The organism is Veillonella parvula, from assembly GCF_002005185.1.
GTDB lineage: Bacteria > Bacillota > Negativicutes > Veillonellales > Veillonellaceae > Veillonella > Veillonella parvula_M.
In genome coordinates this window covers 1,919,900-1,939,598 of sequence record NZ_CP019721.1, presented here as the reverse complement: position 1 = coordinate 1,939,598, position 19,699 = coordinate 1,919,900, and the positions used below count along the sequence as shown (strand labels likewise).

The 19,699-nt window shown below is 36.2% G+C and carries 16 protein-coding genes and 1 riboswitch; of the genes, 7 read left to right on the top strand and 9 right to left on the bottom strand.

The window, feature by feature from the left end:
* Window positions 1-528 precede the first annotated feature (528 nt).
* Together B1A77_RS09005 and B1A77_RS09000 are read left to right on the top strand one after the other, a co-directional pair.
* Complete coding sequence (locus tag B1A77_RS09005) at window positions 529-2,343, top strand: AAA family ATPase (RefSeq protein WP_077708537.1); 1,815 nt, start codon at window positions 529-531, stop codon at window positions 2,341-2,343.
* 1 nt (window position 2,344) lies between these two features.
* On the top strand, window positions 2,345-3,586 hold the full coding sequence (locus B1A77_RS09000; protein ID WP_187658821.1) for an LlaJI family restriction endonuclease: 1,242 nt from the start codon (window positions 2,345-2,347) through the stop codon (window positions 3,584-3,586).
* A 92-nt stretch (window positions 3,587-3,678) separates the two neighbouring features.
* Here the strand turns inward: B1A77_RS09000 and B1A77_RS08995 are convergent, their stop codons facing one another.
* Both B1A77_RS08995 and B1A77_RS10315 read right to left on the bottom strand, forming a co-directional pair.
* A complete protein-coding gene (locus tag B1A77_RS08995; RefSeq protein ID WP_077708535.1) occupies window positions 3,679-4,890 on the bottom strand; it encodes an L-lactate MFS transporter in 1,212 nt (403 codons plus the stop codon).
* An 88-nt stretch (window positions 4,891-4,978) separates the two neighbouring features.
* A riboswitch (ZMP/ZTP riboswitch) is annotated at window positions 4,979-5,066 on the bottom strand.
* 259 nt (window positions 5,067-5,325) lie between these two features.
* The gene (locus tag B1A77_RS10315; protein ID WP_021148298.1) at window positions 5,326-5,460 is read right to left on the bottom strand and encodes a hypothetical protein; all 135 of its coding nucleotides are present in this window, start codon (window positions 5,458-5,460) and stop codon (window positions 5,326-5,328) included.
* 176 nt (window positions 5,461-5,636) lie between these two features.
* Between B1A77_RS10315 and B1A77_RS08990 the strand changes: the two genes are divergently transcribed.
* Window positions 5,637-6,233, top strand: a complete 597-nt coding sequence (locus tag B1A77_RS08990) for a hypothetical protein (protein WP_077708534.1) — start codon at window positions 5,637-5,639, stop codon at window positions 6,231-6,233.
* Window positions 6,234-6,404: 171 nt separating this feature from the next.
* On the opposite strand, the gene B1A77_RS08985 is transcribed toward B1A77_RS08990, so the two are convergent.
* Together B1A77_RS08985 and B1A77_RS08980 are read right to left on the bottom strand one after the other, a co-directional pair.
* Window positions 6,405-7,016 (bottom strand): acetate uptake transporter, encoded by a 612-nt coding sequence (locus tag B1A77_RS08985; RefSeq protein ID WP_077708533.1) that lies wholly within the window; start codon window positions 7,014-7,016, stop codon window positions 6,405-6,407.
* 429 nt (window positions 7,017-7,445) lie between these two features.
* The gene (locus tag B1A77_RS08980; protein WP_077708532.1) at window positions 7,446-8,105 is read right to left on the bottom strand and encodes an HAD family hydrolase; all 660 of its coding nucleotides are present in this window, start codon (window positions 8,103-8,105) and stop codon (window positions 7,446-7,448) included.
* Window positions 8,106-8,229: 124 nt separating this feature from the next.
* Here B1A77_RS08980 and B1A77_RS08975 point away from each other — a divergent pair, with 124 nt between their 5' ends.
* Both B1A77_RS08975 and B1A77_RS08970 read left to right on the top strand, forming a co-directional pair.
* Window positions 8,230-9,573, top strand: a complete 1,344-nt coding sequence (locus B1A77_RS08975) for a hypothetical protein (protein ID WP_077708531.1) — start codon at window positions 8,230-8,232, stop codon at window positions 9,571-9,573.
* Between the two features lies 1 nt (window position 9,574).
* Window positions 9,575-10,414, top strand: a complete 840-nt coding sequence (locus tag B1A77_RS08970; RefSeq protein ID WP_077708530.1) for a hypothetical protein — start codon at window positions 9,575-9,577, stop codon at window positions 10,412-10,414.
* A 150-nt stretch (window positions 10,415-10,564) separates the two neighbouring features.
* On the opposite strand, the gene B1A77_RS08965 is transcribed toward B1A77_RS08970, so the two are convergent.
* Both B1A77_RS08965 and B1A77_RS08960 read right to left on the bottom strand, forming a co-directional pair.
* Window positions 10,565-11,872, bottom strand: coding sequence for an APC family permease (locus B1A77_RS08965; protein WP_077708529.1), 1,308 nt, complete (start codon window positions 11,870-11,872; stop codon window positions 10,565-10,567).
* Between the two features lie 15 nt (window positions 11,873-11,887).
* A complete protein-coding gene (locus tag B1A77_RS08960; protein ID WP_077708528.1) occupies window positions 11,888-12,628 on the bottom strand; it encodes a gamma-glutamyl-gamma-aminobutyrate hydrolase family protein in 741 nt (246 codons plus the stop codon).
* Window positions 12,629-12,849: 221 nt separating this feature from the next.
* Between B1A77_RS08960 and B1A77_RS08955 the strand changes: the two genes are divergently transcribed.
* Entirely contained in the window at window positions 12,850-13,893 is a 1,044-nt protein-coding gene (locus B1A77_RS08955) for an AEC family transporter (RefSeq protein ID WP_060918796.1), read from the top strand.
* Window positions 13,894-13,989: 96 nt separating this feature from the next.
* Here the strand turns inward: B1A77_RS08955 and B1A77_RS08950 are convergent, their stop codons facing one another.
* The 3 genes from B1A77_RS08950 to B1A77_RS08940 form a co-directional block, all read right to left on the bottom strand.
* Entirely contained in the window at window positions 13,990-15,546 is a 1,557-nt protein-coding gene (locus B1A77_RS08950) for a putative polysaccharide biosynthesis protein (RefSeq protein WP_077708527.1), read from the bottom strand.
* Window positions 15,547-15,549: 3 nt separating this feature from the next.
* Window positions 15,550-16,479, bottom strand: coding sequence for a class II fructose-1,6-bisphosphate aldolase (fba, locus tag B1A77_RS08945; protein ID WP_077708526.1), 930 nt, complete (start codon window positions 16,477-16,479; stop codon window positions 15,550-15,552).
* Window positions 16,480-16,727: 248 nt separating this feature from the next.
* On the bottom strand, window positions 16,728-17,693 hold the full coding sequence (locus B1A77_RS08940) for an RluA family pseudouridine synthase (protein ID WP_077708525.1): 966 nt from the start codon (window positions 17,691-17,693) through the stop codon (window positions 16,728-16,730).
* Between the two features lie 226 nt (window positions 17,694-17,919).
* Between B1A77_RS08940 and B1A77_RS08935 the strand changes: the two genes are divergently transcribed.
* Window positions 17,920-19,515 carry a WG repeat-containing protein gene (locus tag B1A77_RS08935; protein ID WP_077708524.1) on the top strand — a complete coding sequence of 532 codons (1,596 nt, stop codon included), beginning with the start codon at window positions 17,920-17,922 and terminating at the stop codon, window positions 19,513-19,515.
* Window positions 19,516-19,699 lie beyond the last annotated feature (184 nt).

Sequence of the window (19,699 nt, the reverse complement as noted above, 5' to 3'; positions counted from 1 at the left end):
AATAAGGTATGAAGAAATTGGAATTGGAAGTCTTATGAATGACTACTAATGTAGTCATTCATAACCTTTGCAACCTGTCTATTAGGTGTAAAAAGAACAGAGAAGGAAACCATTAGATTTCTCTCCTTGGTTTAATATGATATAATTTATATCAAAGTGAGGCATAAATGGTTTGGTCGCCAGACTTCGCTTCTAGATTTATTGAATTGAAGAAACGGTCTGACTTCTATGTCGGGCCTTTTTTCATATAATCTCTCATTGTCAATTTCTAGAAGATTAGTAACGGTTGGGTCATTTAGCGGGATTAAGCTCAATATAGTGTTAGTAATAATAAAAGTAAAAATATGAAAGGTTCCTAATTGTCATTAATTTGTCTATTAGGACCTTTTCTATTTTCAGTACTAAATATTTATATTTTTGTGGTTCATGAAATATTCATAATTTGATTTATCTATGATAAAATATAAGTAATATAGCTAGATTAAAAGATTTGGTATACTTTTTTATTGGAAAAATGTAGGGGAAAATATGGGGTATATTGATAATTTAACAACAGAGGAAAGAGTTTCTTATTTAATAAAACCTATTTTAACGATACTTAGTCAATCGAGTAGTCCATTAACGGCAGCAGAATTACGCTCTCAAATAATTAAGATGGATCCATATATTGCTGAATATGCTGAAGCTGTATATACTTCAGAGAAAACAGGAATCCCTTATAAGGATTTTACTAAAAGATTTAGTCTTGCAATTAAAGAGCTAGAAGTTTTAGGTATTTTAAGTCGTGAGGGTAAAGGTCAAAATAGTAGTATTTTATTAACACCAAAAGGTCAAGAACTAGATATATCAACATTAAATGTGGAAAAAGAAATTAGGGCTAAAGCGCAAGTTTATTGGAAAGCGAGACGAAAAAAGATAACTAAGAAAAAAACAAAGGCAGCTAATGTAGCAAAAAATGAAAAGAGATTGTTATGGAGAGCAACTGCAAACTTTAAAGAATCTGGTTTCTCTTGGTATCAACTTGAAGTTGGTGATGTTGTTACGTACAACTATGCAACTGAAAAGAACATAGAAATCGGAAGATTTGGCTTAGGGTATAATAAAGATTCTGGAGCGGGCTCTAATCAACCTGCGGGTTCCATAGTTTGTGTTTTTCAAATTGTTGATTATTTAATTTTACCTGATTTACAAACTAACAAAGCCGTATTACGTTGTGTACATAAATTTGATAACCCAATAAGTCTTTATGAGATTAATAGTTGGTTTAATGATGGAAGTTCATTAAATCTTCAAGGTGGGCTTGCCTCAATTTCAGATACTCAAGCAGATATTATTATTAATAAATTTGAAAGTATTATACCTAAATTATCACCCTTTATAAAAAGTAGTAAAATATTTTTACCAATAGATCAAAGAGAACATCCACTACAGATAATGTTGTATGGTGCACCTGGTACTGGCAAAAGTTATAGTATAAGCTTTTTAATAAGACAAAGTTATCCAAGCTTCAATGAATGTGATGATAACCCTTATGTTTTCCGTACCACTATTTATCGTGATTACTCTTACTTTGATTTTGTAGGTAATATTATGCCTGTAACAAAAGATGGGAAAATTTCTTATGAATTTGTACCAGGAATTTTTACAACTGCTCTATTTGCTGCGTTAAGAAATCAAGATAGTGGTATAGATGTATATCTTATTTTAGAGGAAATGTCTCGTGGTGATATTGCTAGTATTTTTGGTGACATATTCCAGCTATTGGATAGAGATGATACAGGTAAAAGCATGTATGGTATTAACAATAAATCCATTTATGAATACCTTATTTTAAATGGAGCTATAAAGCCAGGATATAAGATTGTTATTCCAAAGAATTTACATATCATAGGTACCGTTAATACAAGTGATCAAAATGTTAATGTTATTGATACTGCGTTTAAACGAAGATTCGATTTTAAATATGTCGGAGTTGAACCTGTTAAGTCAAATAATAATGGCTACGTCAATAATTTTAGTATTAATTTTACAAGTGACAATCAGTATGAGTGGGTAAAACTATATCAAGCAATCAATCATGTTATAATAAATGATTTAGGATTAGCAGAAGACAAACAGCTAGGGCCTTTCTTCTTAAAGGATAAAGGTAATGATGACTTAAATAGAGATCAAGTTGCTAATAAATTATTACATTACTTATGGCAGGATGTAGAGCGTGTTTCGTATACTAGTGGAAGCCTTTTTGCTGACGGTATAACATCTTTTAGTCAATTATATTATGCATTTGAGAAGCGAGAAAATATTTTAAGTAAATCTGTAATCGAGCAATATGGGAAGTTATGATATGGAAAAGGATGTATTGGACTATCACTTTGAAATTATTAATGATGGTGATAATTTGACAGAGTCTTTTTGCGACGATTGGGATATTTATCCATATTGTGATCGATATAATGAGAGGTTGAGCTGCTCGTTTGTAGGGATGGTAGTGAAAGAAGGTAATATTCTACTATCCTTTCCTAAGCACTATAATGTTGGTAAAGTCACTTCACGAGATGAGAAGTTATGGATATTACAATCGATGAAAGATATATTACATATTATAGAGCAAGATAGACAATTGTATGGGGTTGAGCCTGGACAATTAACTGACACGATTCCTGTAGATGCATATCATTATATTCTTAGATATTATTTAGAGCTTGGATTATATCATCGTCAAATAAGGGATACCTCTAAAGGTTATAAAGGGCACATCAATTGGCATCAAACAATAAATTCAATTCGTCCTTTATTAAGTGATGGAAATTTTATATATTCTCCATTTATAGTTAACTGTGAATATGATGAGTCAATTTTTATAACTGAGTGTATGGATTATGTCTTATATGATTTTTATAAATCATTTCAATCTTTATTAGATGATATCCATCCTTATAAACGTAAATTTTATAATCCTATTTTTGACGAGTACAATTTTTGCATCTCTAAATTACAAACATTAATTGGTCGTCTTTTCAAGGATCATGAACGGTTGTTGTTGAACTCTTTGATAAGATACTTTCAATGGAAAAGTAATCATAGTAAGTCCTCTAAGTTTCTAACTCTGTATTTTGAATGGTTTTGGGAACGTATGGTACATTCGTATTTGTCTAATCATGTACTAATCTCGGGTGATGATTATGAAATTACAACGGAGCTACAACCTACCAAGCTAAATATAATAAAACCAGATAACATGGATATCGAGCAACGTAAAAATGGTGAACGTAGTCGATTTTCAATACAGTTTGATCATTACTTAAAAATTGTAACTAGTAGAACTCAACCATTAATCTTATTGTTTGATTCCAAGTATTTTTCTAATGATGTGAATGCATTTAATTATAAGCAAGCATTTTATTACTATTATTTGCGTGGTAAATATAAAGATGCCATTATTAGAAATGCTTTAATCATACCTACATCAGGTGAAAGGAGAACTGTAGTACACGTTGATAGACAACACATTGATGGTCTATATATTCGTGAGGAATATATAAACCTTAAGGATGTAATCGACTATTATAATTCGATCATATCTTAATAGTAATTGTAAAAGATATATACATAAGTAAAAAATCTCCCTAGTTGTAATATGATAGCAACTAGGGAGATTTCCTTATTTGGCAGTACGTATTAGTTATGCAGTCTTCGTTTACTGTATATTTTTAAGATTATAGCAATAATTGTATTTAACACAAATAGAGCGGCAAAACATTCTAAAGCAGTAGTATAGCCATATCCTGCTTCGTGAAAGTATGATACGAGCATAGGGCCTGCGATGCCCGCTAATCCCCAAGCAGTTAGAATACGGCCATGAATAGTCGATAGTTGACGTATACCATAGAGGTCAGCTAGATATGCTGGCATACAGGAGAATCCGCCGCCATAGCATGTGATAATGAGAAGAATTAAAATTTGGAATGTTAGCGCACTATTGGTTTGGGCGAGTAGATAGAATGCGACGATTTCTATAATAAAGAATAGTATGTAAGTTTGTGCTCGTCCAAGGTAATCGGAGATAGTAGACCATGCAATGCGCCCTCCGCCATTGAAGATACCGATGATACCAACCAGTGATGCAGCTGCTGTAGGTGTCATACCAATGGCTTCTTGCGCCATAGGGGACGCTAAGGATAGTAGGCCTATACCACAGGTAATATTAATAAAGAACACCCACCAAAGGGCCCCGAATTGCCAAGTTTTCATGGCATCATTGGCTAGCATGCCATGGGTATGAACGTACATGGCGGATTTATCTTTCGTAGTTCGAGTTGGGTGTTTTGGTTGAGGTGCTTTCAAATAGAGCGAAGAGGCGCCCATAATTACGAGATAGATTACACCGAGGATAATGAAAGTATCTACCAATCCAACCTGAGCTACAAGGTATTGCATAAGAGGCCCTGCAATGAGAGAAGCAAACCCAAAACCCATAATAGCTAAACCAGTAGCAAATCCTGGGCGATTTGGAAAGTATTTCACGAGTGTAGAAACTGGTGTTATATAACCAATGCCTAGTCCAATGCCACCGATGATGCCGTAGAAGAGATAGAGTAAGGTAAGATTGTGTATGCTAAGTGCATAGGCCGTACCCAATAATCCCGTTACCCAGAATAACATAGCGAGAAGTCCACTTTTCTTAGGGCCAATTTTTTCTGCAAAGGATCCAAGAAAGCCCGCAGATAGTCCGAGCATTAAAATGGCTAATGAGAATGTCCATGTTGTTTGCGATAAAGTAAAACCCATATCTGCCATAATAGGACGTGTGAGTACACTCCACGCATATACACTACCAATGGATATGTGCAAACCAATGGCTGCCAATGCAATAAACCAACGATTTCTCATAAGAAAACTCCTTTCATATAGGTGAATATTCAGATATAGATAAAGAAGCATTTGTTACGGGAAGGCAATAAAAAAGACCATCTGAACAAAAGCTTGCCCAGACGGTCGGCTATTACACGATGTGTGCTACTGTGCATGTAGTTAATTCTACGTATCCGTCAGCCCAGTAGGAATATATTACAAATATAGCAATTGAAAGGACATCTTGTCGGTGATATAAGTCACTATCGTATGCACTATAAGGCTTTATAAAAGAAAAGAAGGAAAGAAACAATTCGATTCCTTTCTGTGTTTAGATATGATATAATTTATATAAAAGTGAGGCATAAATGGTTTCGACGCCAGACTTCGCTTCTAGAATTTAATGTTGAAGAAACGGTCTGACTCTCAATGTCGGGCCTTTTTTCATACCACGATTAGAAAGCTAGCTTTTAGCTAGAGGTCAATCACTTTGCTGCCATGATAATGGTCGCCACAAGTATGCCAAAGGAAATCATGAGCGATAACACTTTGAATGTACTCATATTGATCACCGCCAATCTCTAGAAGATTAGCAAAGGCTGGACCCATTTAGAGGCCTCAAGTTCAATATAGTGTTGTGAATAATAAAAGTAAATAGATTAGAGGTTCCTAATAGTCACCTAGGTGACCAATAGGAACCTCTTTCGTTTTGTAATTACTATCATAAAAACGAATTAACTATGTTACAATACAATTAATATTAGTGTTTAGTGGGGGAGATATTTATGAAACGTTGTATTACATTACTAAGTTTAGGTTTGTGTTTAGCGGCACCAATGCTTTCAAACGCTAACGATATTAGACCTCTAATACATGTTACGAATATACATAATGGTCAATATGATGAGGGTTTAGATGCTATTACAGAAACCAAGTTTTTTGGTCCGTATCAGTTCCGTGTATTGAAGGGCTCTGTGGAGACTAAAGGGGAAACTAAAGATATAGATGGCAGAGCCTTTAGAACCTCTGATGGTGTCTTCATGCATGTGAAGGCTAGATCTATCGATAATACAAGTATTTCTTTAGATAAAGAGATTGAAAAAATTGTTAAAGATAGAACGGTTCCTGAACCTACTGCAAAGATGGTATTGCCTATTAAGTATGATGTAACAGAGGTCGATAATGATGGTGTGCGTAGTTTACTAGCCGAATTTATGTATGGCTGGCCATTACATAATAGGACGGATATGGTATTAGTTACTGATTATGAAGATACTCGTTACTATTATAAGTTGCAGTTTTATAGAGACAAGCTACCAAATGGTGTTCGCATTGAGCAGTTGCGCCAGATGATTATGGATGCGCGGTTTAGTTATAAATAAGGTGTATTTGATCAGACGCCCATATTTGTTTATCCTAATGTATTTAGTCAGTCTGTAATATTTAGCTGAACGGGTATAGTAAAAGTAAATTAAAAAGAGGTTCCTATGAGTCAACTTGTGACCATTAGGAACCTCTTTTATTGTGCAAGAGTTTATATAGTTTTCAAACTATTATAATATGCTTTTACCTAAAGGAAATATAGTTTTACCGAATACTTTGTTAACAAGTACAGCACCAGAACCGTAGAAGCCCAAGAGGGATATGAATAGTTCAGACCATGCTGCAAGAGCGAAGAAGCCTGTTTTGCCGCCTAAGAATAGGTCTGTTGCTAGACCGAAGAATAGGAAGCAGATAAGTAGCATTATAGCGAATACAACTTTGTTTGTTTTCAAAGATGCAATAGTACCAAAGATAGAGAAGATTAAAAAGCCTACAAAAGCGAATGCTAATTGTGTTACATCGAAACCTTTTTGAATTTCAGGACCGAAAGACCCCATTTGGATTAACCAAACACCAGCCATTGCAGACCAAAATAAACCGTACGCACCAAATACAACGGATCCAAATGGATTGTTTTTCTTGAAATCAAAATAGCTTGCCATTAATTGGGCCAATGAACCTAATAAAACAGCCCAAGGTATAATAACGGATGTTGTTGGGCCAGACCAGCCTACGCGGGACGTGGATACCACAAAACATACAATAGCTAAACCTAGTAGACCAAGACCTGTAGGATCTGCTACATTTTCACTCATTTCAACTTTTCTTACTTCCTTTTCCATTTGTTCCTCATTTCTCTGTCAACTAACTACAACCATACAGTAGAATATTCACATGGTATTGTGCGGTCATATCCTGTTTAATATACTCTCTATTGAATTGACGGCGTATCTATGTGAAAGCACTGCCCCATAAATGTAACATATATCACATTTTTGAGGCAATAGATTTGAAATAGGAGCTATGCGTAAAATGTATAATGTGAAAAATGAAATAAAATTGAGCAAATAAAAGAAAAACCGTACAAAATGAGAATTTTAAGATTTTAATTCCCAATTTTGTACGATTTTAAATTATAAATCTCTTATTTATATGAATTTGCTATAGATTATTGACAAGAATTTAGAATATGTCAATGACTATACTCAATATATGAGTAGTATCTTGAATATGGCTAATCCTATCATAAGGTCCATGAGTAGGTGTATATATTATTTATTCAAGGTTTCAACAATGCTTAGAATATCTTCTGCTTTACGAGCAATATGTGTTACGCCTAGTTCTTGATGGAGCGATTCCTCTCTAAAGCCCCATGTAACACCAATGCAAAGTAGGCCGGAGTTTTCTGCAGTAGCTACGTCAACTTCAGAGTCACCTACATAAATAGATTCGTCCGATGTAGAGTTTAGTTCTTTTAACGCTTGTAACACCATGTCTGGAGCAGGTTTACGTTGTAATCCTGGCCGTTCACCAATGGCAACAGGCAAACGATCGCCAAAGTACTCTTTATTAAGTGGTGTTACACCTTCTTGGATTTTGTTAGATACGATAGCTAATTTATAACCTTGTTCACGCAATACATCAAGCATATCTAGGATGCCTGGGTAGGGAGCTGTTGTATCTTTTAGATGCTCACCATAGTAAGCTTTGAATTCCTCAATGTATGGCTCTAATTCGTTATCTGCTACAGAACTTGGTAAACATTGACGCATCAAATAGGTTACTGCATTACCCAGAGCTGCCTTTATCTCTGCTAGAGATTTTTCAGGGAAGTTATGTGTACGTAGAACATGATTTACGGCGTTGGCTAAATCTGTAGCTGTATTGAGCAATGTGCCGTCGCAATCAAAAACGATGGTAGTATATTTCATAGGGACCTCCAAATGTAATTATTAACTATTCTATTATATGACAGGCGGAGAAAATTTTCATAAAAAATTGGACTATGTTACAATTAACGTACTATAGTTGGGAATTTTAAAATTGGAGAGATAAATGATTCGTAAAACAATAGTATTTTCAGTATATATCAGCTTAATTACTGGTTTAGTAGGGGCTGTTGATGTTAATATTCCCGGTGCGGATAATAGAATTTCTGCAAATGCTTATGAAAGTTATATACATCATGATTCCTTAATTAGAAATATACAAGAGGAAGCCTTGAGAGACTTTCAAAAGAGTAAACAGTATGATAAAACTAAGCAGCTATATAGAGATAATGGCCTATCTGAAAAAGAGGCTGAAACAGTCATTCGAGAAAGTTATGTAGGTCCCCTTAATCTGTATGAGGGGCAAACAGAGGTTATTGATCATAGTGGAAAAGGGATTCGTTTCCTTGTACCTTATATGAGTTATTATAAAGTGCAGAAACATAATATAACTGATAAATATATAGGGTATGAACTTTTCTCTCATAATATGACAACAGGCTTAATAGTTGAAAATAAGCAGAATTGGCAAAGTTCTGATTATATGGGAAAGCCATTTAATTCGATCACGGAAGAGGATTTACGTAAAGATTATAAACGACCTACAAACATAAAAGAGTTTGAATCGATTTCTTATAAACCAGAAGATATTCACGGAGCGAGTTTTTCTTATGCTGGTTTAATGGATAGCTATTGGGATTCTTTGTATGGCAAAATTAAGAAAAATAATAAAGCTCAATTTTACTCTAATTTAAACTTTGCTTTTGATAATGATTCGACTATTCGATATCATGTAGGTATAACTGAAGCTAAGCGGGATATGGGGCAGGTAATTAGTCCCATACTGGTTAATTATGTGTTACCATCTATTAAACCTTTAACAGATAGCAATGTATATTCTCATACAACAAAAATAGACGGTGAAAATTTTATTTATCGTATTCTTAATGATGCAAAAGTTAGTGCTACTTTAGCAGATTTTAAAAGTGGTTTATTTTATAAAAGTCCTTCTGGTATAACACAAACTATCTTTATAGATTCCATAGCTAAGGAGCGTGGAACTGATTCTATTGCGCTAGCTAGCTTTATGGATGAGGTGATTATGAATGCAGTCCAATCGCCTGAAGACTTTGTCCATTTCTCTAAACGCATTGTATGGAATGATGGTGTACCAGGTATTTTAGTGGAACAAGAGAAAGCTAATAAAGAGGGTATAATGGTATTTTATATTCAGGATGGAACGACAGCTTTAACTAGTATATTGAGTTATAATAGAAATATGTCTTATACTAAAGAACAACTTCGTAATATGATAACTGATGTTAAGTTAGTTACTATTCCTGAGAAGTTCAAGGGTAATATTGATATTGCTGATATTGAAGATATAGTTAAAAAACATTTGGAGAAGTAGAATGACTGAAATACAAGCTCTTTTATTGATAAAATCTATTCTCGAATCCGCAGATATTCACGGTATTGAACATATGTTAAGTGAAGATTGTGAGTATCTGTCTACAGGCCGTGGCATCATTGGACGAAACCGCAATGAAACTGTTGAGTTTTTGTCCTCTATGACTGAGTCCATCAAGGCTGATAATGTACCTGTTACGTGCAAGGTCATGCATATTACCGATGTGTATGAGGAGGATGCGCTATTTCACGAGGGGCGTCATGGTTTAACCGTTTCCTATGAAAGTAACGATAATTACGTGTACATGATTTTTGTAGACGTAAATGATGAAGGACTTGTAGATCGTATCGTTTCAAGCCAAGAAAATTATAGTATCGAGTATGATGATCTTCGTTTTGGCACTGATGAAAGCGAATATGCCTTTATTTCTGCGCCTACTACTGTGAAAGACTGGACTACAGCCCTTAGTATATGGCTTGAAACCGCGAATGTTGATGTAGACGATTTCTATCAATATATCGATGAAGACACACGCGTTGTATTCCAAAAAGGCGATGCTGAATCTATAACCCTTGAAAGCGGCCTAGATGTAGAGGATTACTTTGATCAATTAATGAACCAACACTTTGATGCGGTGCCTCATATCATTCGCGATGAAGAAGATGGTCTTATTTTAACCTATGGGCCTATGAGTACCATTGCAACCCTCAATGAAGAAGGCGCATTAGCCCTTATTAGTATCTATATTGATACACGTGACGAAGACGAAGCTACCGATGAAGTTGGTTATATCGAAGAGGACTTAACGAAGGACACTATTATAGAAGAGGATCTATATTAGTCGATACGACTCTTTTGATAGAGCTAATTTAATTACGATTAATAGATAAAATAAAAACTACCAGTTAAACATATATCTTTTAAACAGACCTTCTACTATGAAAGGATAAGTCACTAGATATTGTGAATAACTGGTAGTTTTTTGTATTATTTACATTTCATCATGGTCTTTAATGAGACCAGCTTTTTTCTTTTTCCAATAGGAGTAGTAGAATGGCAAGATTACGATACAGCCACCTAGACCCCATAATAATTGGTTAGTTTGAGCTTGTGCTAACATCCATAGGGATGTGCCGATAGCGATGACTGGGATTAAGTAGCCACCAGGGATTGTGTAGGAACGAGCTTTGTCTGCCCATTTACGACGGAAGATAATAACAGCCAAACACGTTGGTAGGTATTGTGTAAAACGAGATACCGCACTAATGGCTGCTAGTGTTGTAAAGGAACCAGACCAGGCAAGTAATACACTGGCAATGGCAGTAACGATAGCTGCTATATATGGTGCATTATAACGATTACGTTTTGCCAAAGCACTTGGTAGCATACCATCTTCCGCCATGGATGTTGCCACACGAGGCGCATAGTAAGCTTCAGCAAAGTTGATACCACCCATAGAGATTAAGGTACCTACTAATACGATATACATACCAATAGGTCCAACAATTACGTTGAATGCATCTTGTACTGGAGCCTTGGTATTTGCCAAGTCAGTACCAAGTACGCCAATAGATACGGCGAGGATTGCCATATACAGGATGGATACAAGTAGCATACACATGATAATAGCACGTGGTAAATTCTTTTTAGGATTTTTCATATCCTCTGCAGCAATGGCAATAACTTCAAACCCTGTATAGGCAAAGAATAGAAGAACCGCAGCTTGAGCAAATGATCCATCTACATAGACGTCTTGAGGAAAGACTGGTGTAAAGTTAGCTCCATTTATAAAGAAAATACCAATTGCAATAAATAGGGCAAGAGGGACTAGCTTAGAAATAGTGATTAAGTTGTTAACGAATTTGGATACGTTAACACCAAATATATTTACAATGGTAAGTCCTACAATTAAGATAAATGAAATGACATCCTTTGCAAAATCACCACTTAAAGCTGGTAATGCAGCACCTAATGCGGTAGCAAAGCCAACGGCCATAGCCGCCCAGGCAATAACGGTGACGATCCATTTTAGAACGCCTACTTCAAAGGCCCAGAAATCACCTAATGCATGTTTTGCATAAAGGTAAGGACCACCATTGCGTGTAAATAAACTGGCTGCTTCAGCAAAGCAAAGGGCGATACAACCTGCGATAACGGCGTCAAATAAGAGTACACCTAGGCTAGCGGAACCAATTATGGAATATGCTTTATTAGGCAGTAGGAAAATACCTGTCCCTACAATACCATTGATGCCAAGGAGTACAATACTCCAAAAGCCAAATTTTCCTGTTTCTTTCATGATACAATCTTCCTACTATTTAGTTATATTTTCTTGAGCTGCTTTTACGAATGCAGTAAATAAACATTTTGCATTTTCATCATTTGTAGACATCATTTCTGGGTGGAACTGACAGGCTACTAACCAAGGATAGGCTGGATCCTCTAAACCTTCTACAGTACCATCCTTAGCTCTTGCTACAACTTGTAATCCTTTACCAACATTTTTTACTGTTTGGTGATGATGGGAGTTCGTAATCCAAGTATTGCAACCTATAGCACCAGCTAGTTTTGATTTGGAATCAATTTTTACAGTATGGGTGCCAAGAGAAGGTGTTTGATTCTGAGAGTGTTTTATTGTACAGTTTTGATCATATTTTAAGTCTTGGAATAAAGAACCACCACGATAAACATTTAAGATTTGTAAGCCACGACAGATACAAAAGATAGGAATTTGTTTTTCTTCTGCTGCTTTAATTAAAGCAAAGTCGAATTGATCGCGCTCCGGAAATACATCACCAAGACCTTGCAGAGGTTCTTCTCCATAGTGAAGGGGATATACATCATGACCGCCGGATAATAGTAAGCCGTCAAGCTTTGCTACCGTTTCGCGAGCTACATCAAGATTTTCGGTAAATGGAATTATAACAGGAATGCCACCAGTTTCCTCAATAGAACGAGGATAGTCTTGGTTTACGTAAGAACGCAATAAATCTACGTAAGGACCACCATTATCTCGTAAGATATTGCCAGATATGCCAATAAATGGTTTCGTCATAATATCACCTCATATGTGTAAAAATCTGTACAACCTGATGTTAGTGTATCAGATTTTTATGGATAAAAACACTACTAATAGATATAATTATAAGACTTATAATAGAGAAAATATGTTAAAGTTGATACATTTTACTATATTTTCTTTCAAGATATAGTTGTATAAGTTTATTGCGAAACATGATATGATAAACTACGAATGAACTGTACGGGAGGTTTACTATGGTTTTTCTAACATCTTTGCAAAGTATCATACCTATTGTGCTACTTATTTTGTTAGGATATATATTAAAAGGGAGGGGTATGTTTAATCCCACATTTAGTGGTAATTTATCGCGATTTATCATGTCGGTTGCATTACCAGCGGGAGTATTTGTATCTGTATTACATCACCTACATACTTCAGATATATGGAATTTACGATATGGCATGTTAGTGGTTGTCCTAACATATGTTATTGCATATATCGTAGCGTTCATTATGATGAAAATGCTGAAAGTTCCTAGAGGACGACGTGGTATTTTTATCAATATGGTAGTAAATGATAACTGCTTGTTTATTGGGTTACCAGTGCAAATCGCACTCTTTGGGCAAGATGCGCTGCCGTATTTCCTGTTATATTACATCGGTAACACTATTTCCGTATGGATGGTAGGGGTATTCCTTATAGAACTAGATCCACTGCCAAATTCTGAAGCAGATTTTAATAATGGCCTCCATAAGATTGATAGTTTAAATAGTAGTTCAGTATCTACTGAAGGCAAAAGCAAGAAGCCTAAATTTAATTGGAAGAAGTTATTACCCCCACCATTGATAGGTTTTTTTGTGGCATTAATTTTCTTGTTCTTTGAAATTCCTTTACTTCCAATTTTGCATACTACCTTGAATTACTTAGGCGATATGGTAACCCCATTATCCTTGATTTATATTGGTATTGTACTTCATGATGCGGGCTTAAAAAGCATGCGTTTAAATAAAGACTCCATTGGTGGGATTATAGGACGATTTGTTATTTCCCCGATTATCATGTTCTGTTTGATTACGGCTTTACAATATGGAGCAGGCATTGTTCTAGAACCAATTGCAATTATTACCTTTGTTGTACAATCAGCAGGACCTGTTATTGCAGTATTGCCAATTGTAGCTAATGAATCAAAAGCTGATTTACCATTTGCTACAGGTCTAGTCATGATTAGTACCATACTATTTGTTGTAGTAATTCCAATTATAATGGAAATTTTAACAATGATAGGTATACAGGCTTAAAATAAGGAGAAGATTAAAATAAGTAAATAAAAAATAGGTTCCCAATGGTCATATCGGTGACTATTAGGAACCTATTTTTATGTAAGTATATATAGCTTATCTAAAGAATCTGCCCACTAGAGGCATGCTAGCACCATCGTTTTTATTAAGGCCTTTTAAAAGAACCATGATAATTACGTACAATAGTAATCCTTCAATACCAGTGAGTATAAAGTTAGCCCACATTGGTAAGATATCTGTTAAATAGTGGTAACTCATGAAAATGAGTACGCCCATAACACCGGCACTGACCACGTTTTTCCAAAGTAGAGAAATATCAAGGAAGTAGCCTGTGTATTTTTTGATATAAATCAAGTTAAGTAATGCCGCAAAGCCTATATCAGCAACAGTTGCCCAAGCGGCACCGCCGATGCCAAGCCAAGGAATAGCAGTCAGTGTCCAGTTAAGGATGACTTTGATTATGAGGGAAATCCCCATATTAATGACTGGAATACGTGGCCTGTTGAGACCTTGTAAGATACCTGTTGTTACTTGATGTACACCTAGGAAGAATATAGAGAACGCCGTGATTTGCGTTGCTAGTTCTGCCTTAGGCGCATTGTAAATCAGTGTAACGGTGGGGGCAGCCAGTACATACAATAGCACTGTAAATGGTACGGTTGCCATAAATGTTAGTCGCATAGAGCCTGCAGTGCGATCATATATACCTTGATGATCGCGTTTTGCAAAGGCATGAGAGATAGCTGGTACAATGCTTGTTGCAAGGGCTGCGGTAATGATGGTAGCCAAGTTGATGAGTGGCACCGCCATCCCAGTAAGGTAACCGAAGAGCTCTGTTACTTCGTTCATTGGGAACCCAGCATCTAATAAGCGACGTGGTACGATAAGCAAGTCGAGATTCGCCGTCAACGGTAACATGATACTTGCTAAGGAAATTGGTATGGACAATGTTAAGAGTCGTGACAAAATTTCTTTAGCTGATTCACGAGGGCCATCATAGCTTTCACCAGTACTACTAGCCTTAGGTAATTTGTAGTAATAATACAACAGCACCAGGAAGGCTCCAAAAGCACCTACACCTGCACCCAAGCTAGCACCACCTGCTGCGGCTGGTAAACCGTAAGGTAATAAAATAGCAGCAGCACCGAGCATAACGATAACCCGTAGCAATTGTTCTACAATTTGGCTAATCGCTGTGGGCGTCATCATTTCATAGCCTTGGATATACCCGCGGAAACAGGAAATCCATGTTACAAAGAATACTGCCGGAGCGAGCGCGATGATAGAGTAGTAGGCACGGCTTTCAGCAATGAGACCACTAGAGATTAACCAATCTGCACCAAAGTACATGGCAAGACTGGCGATAAAACCTGTTATAGTCAACATTGTAAAAGAAATATTGAATACTCTCTTAGCACCACCAAAGTCGTGTAAAGCTAATCGTTCTGCCGTCAAAATAGAGATGGCAATCGGCACACCTGCGCTCGAAATTTGTAATAGTAACAAATAGATAGGAAAGGCCATCTGGTAGATACCGATGCCTTCACCACCCAAGATACGGGATAGAAGAATCCAGTTGATACTACCGATGGCTTTCACTACGAAACCGGCAATTGTTAAAATTAAGGTTCCTTTTAAAAATCCACTAGCCATTGATTATAGTTTGTTAGAAGAACCTAATACATTTTTGATTTTGTGAGCTACCATGCCTTTAATAGCATCACGAGCAGGTCCTAAATATTTACGTGGGTCAAACTCAGATGGGTTTTGAGCCAAGTATTCACGTACAGATGCAGTCATAGCAAGGCGAAGGTCTGTATCAATATTGATTTTGCAAACCGCCATTTGAGCTGCTTTGCGAAGCATTTCTTCAGGTACGCCTTGTGCACCAGGGATGTTGCCACCAAATTCATTACATTTTGCTACGAATTCAGGCAATACGGAGGATGCCCCATGCAATACGATTGGGAAGTTAGGCAATAATTCGCCCACTTTTTTCAAACGATCGAAATCGAGGTAAGGGTCGCCTTTGAATTTGTATGCACCATGGCTAGTACCAATAGCGATTGCTAAGGAATCTACACCTGTAAGATGGACAAACTCAGCAGCTTGTTCTGGATCAGTAAAGCGAGCATCTGCATCAGATACGTTTACATCATCTTCAACGCCTGCTAAACGGCCCAATTCTGCTTCTACTACAACGCCGTGAGCGTGAGCATATTCAACAACTTGTTTTGTGATTTTTACGTTTTCATCGAAATCATGATGAGATGCATCAATCATAACAGATGTAAAACCACCATCTACACAGTCTTTACAAATTTCAAAGGAATCGCCGTGGTCAAGGTGAAGAGCGATTGGTAGATTGCTGTCTTCAAGAGCGGCTTCCACAAGTTTTACAAGGTAAATATGTTTTGCATATTTACGTGCGCCTGCAGATACTTGCAAGATAAGAGGAGATTGTTCCTCTTTTGCTGCATCTACAATACCTTGTACGATTTCCATGTTGTTTACATTGAAAGCGCCAACAGCATAGCCGCCTTCATAGGCTTTTTTGAACATTTCTGTAGTAGTAACTAATGGCATGTTGTCCTCCTTGGCCATAGGGCCTGTTATATCATGTTATTAATACCGTGACTGCTAATATTTCTAGCTTGTAAGAACTAGATGCATTTCTGTTATTGCAATCATATATCAATTCAAGTTAAGTATATCAAGAAACACTATAAAGGGCCAATATTTTTTGTATAACTTATGCATAAATTTCGTCTTATTTTGTGACCCATGTGGGTTATTTCTGTGTGTTAGCATTTATTTAGTGGCTTTAAATTTGCTCAATCGTTTAGCAAGACTTTCATATCTTCTGGCATTTTTGCATGCAGTTCAAGCCATTCATTTGTTATGGGATGGTAAAAGCTTACGCGCGATGCATGCAGTGCTTGGCGCTGAATAGATTCTAGATGACCACCGTATAAGTCATCACCAGCTAGTGGATACCCTAGTTGAGATAAATGAACTCGAATCTGATGAGTGCGCCCTGTGTGTAATAAGCATTGCACATGAGTAAAGTGATTATAAGCTATTAGAGAGCTGTTAGCTGGACAAATATTACTATTATTAACCGTATCTGTAGGGTTATTGTTACAATAGCTAATTTTACTTGTATGTTTACTAATTACTGCTATATCCGTACGAGCTGGCTTTCCTTGGTTTGTACAACAACGCTCAATGATGCTCCCTGGTTTACGTCCTATTGGCCAGTTAATGCTTATACGCATAGAAGGGAGATATCCTTCTACAATGGCGTCGTAGCTTTTATAAAAATGAGTGTGTTTTTTATCAAAAGCATGTTGGACCACTGATGTTTTAGCAATGATGACAATACCTGAGGTATCCTTATCTAATCGGTGTACGGGATGGAAATCATAATGCTGATTTGTTTCTTGGTAGTAATGAAGTACACCATTTGCCAGCGTATGATCTCGTATGGTAGAAGTAGGGTGCATAAGAATACCAGCCACCTTATTAATGACCAAAATATATTCGTCCTCATATATGATATCTAGTTCCATAGGGCTTAAACTAAACTCTTGCACTGGTGTTAATTTCATAATGAGATGATCACCACCGTGAATAAGCGTATTCCAGGTAGCAGGTTTATCATTAACTGTTATGATGCCATCACTTCGTAAACGTCGTCTCATGCGCTGGGAGATATGCTGTTGTTTTATAACATGATTTATAGATTGTGTGTGTACACCAGAATCTACAATTAAGTCGATTATTGTTGCTGTTTTCATACGTATTATTATAACAAATAAAATATAAATGAAGAATTTTTCATAATTCGTTGTTTTTATGAAGGTCCATATAGTATAATTTGAATTATTAAATTTTATACATTATTTATGTGTGAACTTTTTTTACTGTAAAACTGTGTGTTTAGTTATAACAGTATATTTTATGAACTATATATGTATGTTAACGACTGTATGGTTATAGCTTATTCTATAAAAGGAGAGGTTTATGAATATTAACAAGAAATCTGTATTAGTCGCATGTGTGTTAGCGGCTATGTCTACAACAACTTTTGCGGCATCTACTACAACATCTACTAGTAGCACAACGGTAACAAACCACGATACACCAACATCTACTAGTACACGTGTTACTCGTGAGCAACATACAACAACTACATCAACTTCTACTGTGCGTACAGAGAGCTCTAGCTCCACTAAAAGTACAAAAGCTAGTGTAGGCGTTATGACTCCTCAAAAAATTGAAGAGCGTAGTGCACTTTCTGGTTATATCGCAGCTGATGTGGCGAGCGCATTAAACCCTTATCGCAATGCACCTAAATCTTTAAAATCTGGTAAAGGCACTACTTTCAAAAATGACGAAGTCCTTGAACATGGTGTATTGGCAGCTATGAAACAAGGTGGTAAATGGGGTGTTATCCGTCCAGACGGTACCGTTGCTATTGAGCCTAAATATAAAGAAATTAAAGATGTTGATTATAAAACGGGCAATGTGTTAGCTCAAGTAGATAAGAAAACAGACACTTGGGTTACCCCTAAGGGTGTAGAAATCTCTGAAGAGGAAGCTTTAAAAGAACGTGTAAAACAAGAAGCAACTCAAGAGTATGCAAGTGATTCTTATGTAGAGTTTAAAGAAAAAGGTAAATATGGCTTTAAAACTACTGATGATAAAGTAGTGATTGCTCCACAATTCCGTCAAATCGTGACTGGATTTAGCGAAGACCGTGCTTTTGTTAAGAATGCTAAAGGTAAAATCGTAGCTATTGATGGTACTGGTAAAGAATTATTTAATGCTCCATCTAAAGAGGTATATAGATACCGTAATGGTCTGGCTGAATACCGCCGCTCCGTGAGTGGCTTTAATTTAGGTGGTCTTGTAGGGGGCTTCATCGTGGGCGGTATCCTTGGAGGTGCGCTTTTAGGTGGTCAACATTATCACGTAGGTGGTTTTGCCTATGATGGTGCAAAACGTGGCTATATCGATCGTTCTGGTAATATCGTAATCGACAGCAAAAAAGATAAAGTATGGCCTATCACAGCTTATGGTACGGTAATCAAAGATGCTGGTAACTTATACTTTGTGAACCGTAAAGGTGAAGTTGTTATTCAACCAGGCGATTACGATGCAGGTGAAATGGATAAATTAAATGGTCTATTAGCGTTAAGAGACAATAAGACTGAGAAATGGGGCATTTTCGATGTATCAACAGGTAAGCAAGTAGTAACCTTCAAATATGATTCTATTTCCTTTGCAGGGACTGATCGTTTAGTAGTTGTGAAAGATCATGTTAAAAACCTTATCGATATGAATAGTGGTAAATCCTTGTATTCTGCTCAAACAGAAGCAACTATTGAACCGTTCAACAATGATACTGTAACATGGGTTCATACTGGTAAAGAGGGCTATACAATCATAGATAATAATGGTCATATTTTATTTAGAGATACAAACAAAATTATTGAAGACGCTAAGTCCTTTAACCATGGTTTCAGTTCTGTTAAGTCTAAAGGCAAATGGGGAATTATGAACTCCAAAGGCGAATGGCTTGTACAACCTACATATGATGCGGTAAACGTTTTATAATATAATTGGTTGTAGAATTCCTTTAAATTTGTATTGTCTTTAGTTTTGGCTTAATTAGTATTTTAGTTATAGTTCTTAGCTATAAACTAAATACAACGTAATATCGTTATACAGAAACTAGCAATGTACATATATTATGTATGTTGCTAGTTTTTTTATTATTTGTCTTGTGTATTGCATAACC

Bases quoted from the DNA above. Each gene is read 5' to 3' on its own strand.
- B1A77_RS09005 (WP_077708537.1), top strand. From the start codon at position 529: ATGGGGTATATTGATAATTTAACAACAGAGGAAAGAGTTTCTTATTTA.
- B1A77_RS08950 (WP_077708527.1), bottom strand. From the start codon at position 15,546: ATGGCTAGTGGATTTTTAAAAGGAACCTTAATTTTAACAATTGCCGGT.
- B1A77_RS08975 (WP_077708531.1), top strand. From the start codon at position 8,230: ATGATTCGTAAAACAATAGTATTTTCAGTATATATCAGCTTAATTACT.
- B1A77_RS08940 (WP_077708525.1), bottom strand. From the start codon at position 17,693: ATGAAAACAGCAACAATAATCGACTTAATTGTAGATTCTGGTGTACAC.
- fba (WP_077708526.1), bottom strand. From the start codon at position 16,479: ATGCCATTAGTTACTACTACAGAAATGTTCAAAAAAGCCTATGAAGGC.
- B1A77_RS10315 (WP_021148298.1), bottom strand. From the start codon at position 5,460: ATGGGTCCAGCCTTTGCTAATCTTCTAGAGATTGGCGGTGATCAATAT.
- B1A77_RS08935 (WP_077708524.1), top strand. From the start codon at position 17,920: ATGAATATTAACAAGAAATCTGTATTAGTCGCATGTGTGTTAGCGGCT.
- B1A77_RS08955 (WP_060918796.1), top strand. From the start codon at position 12,850: ATGGTTTTTCTAACATCTTTGCAAAGTATCATACCTATTGTGCTACTT.
- B1A77_RS08990 (WP_077708534.1), top strand. From the start codon at position 5,637: ATGAAACGTTGTATTACATTACTAAGTTTAGGTTTGTGTTTAGCGGCA.
- B1A77_RS08970 (WP_077708530.1), top strand. From the start codon at position 9,575: ATGACTGAAATACAAGCTCTTTTATTGATAAAATCTATTCTCGAATCC.
- B1A77_RS08980 (WP_077708532.1), bottom strand. From the start codon at position 8,105: ATGAAATATACTACCATCGTTTTTGATTGCGACGGCACATTGCTCAAT.
- B1A77_RS08995 (WP_077708535.1), bottom strand. From the start codon at position 4,890: ATGAGAAATCGTTGGTTTATTGCATTGGCAGCCATTGGTTTGCACATA.
- B1A77_RS08960 (WP_077708528.1), bottom strand. From the start codon at position 12,628: ATGACGAAACCATTTATTGGCATATCTGGCAATATCTTACGAGATAAT.
- B1A77_RS08985 (WP_077708533.1), bottom strand. From the start codon at position 7,016: ATGGAAAAGGAAGTAAGAAAAGTTGAAATGAGTGAAAATGTAGCAGAT.
- B1A77_RS08965 (WP_077708529.1), bottom strand. From the start codon at position 11,872: ATGAAAGAAACAGGAAAATTTGGCTTTTGGAGTATTGTACTCCTTGGC.
- B1A77_RS09000 (WP_187658821.1), top strand. From the start codon at position 2,345: ATGGAAAAGGATGTATTGGACTATCACTTTGAAATTATTAATGATGGT.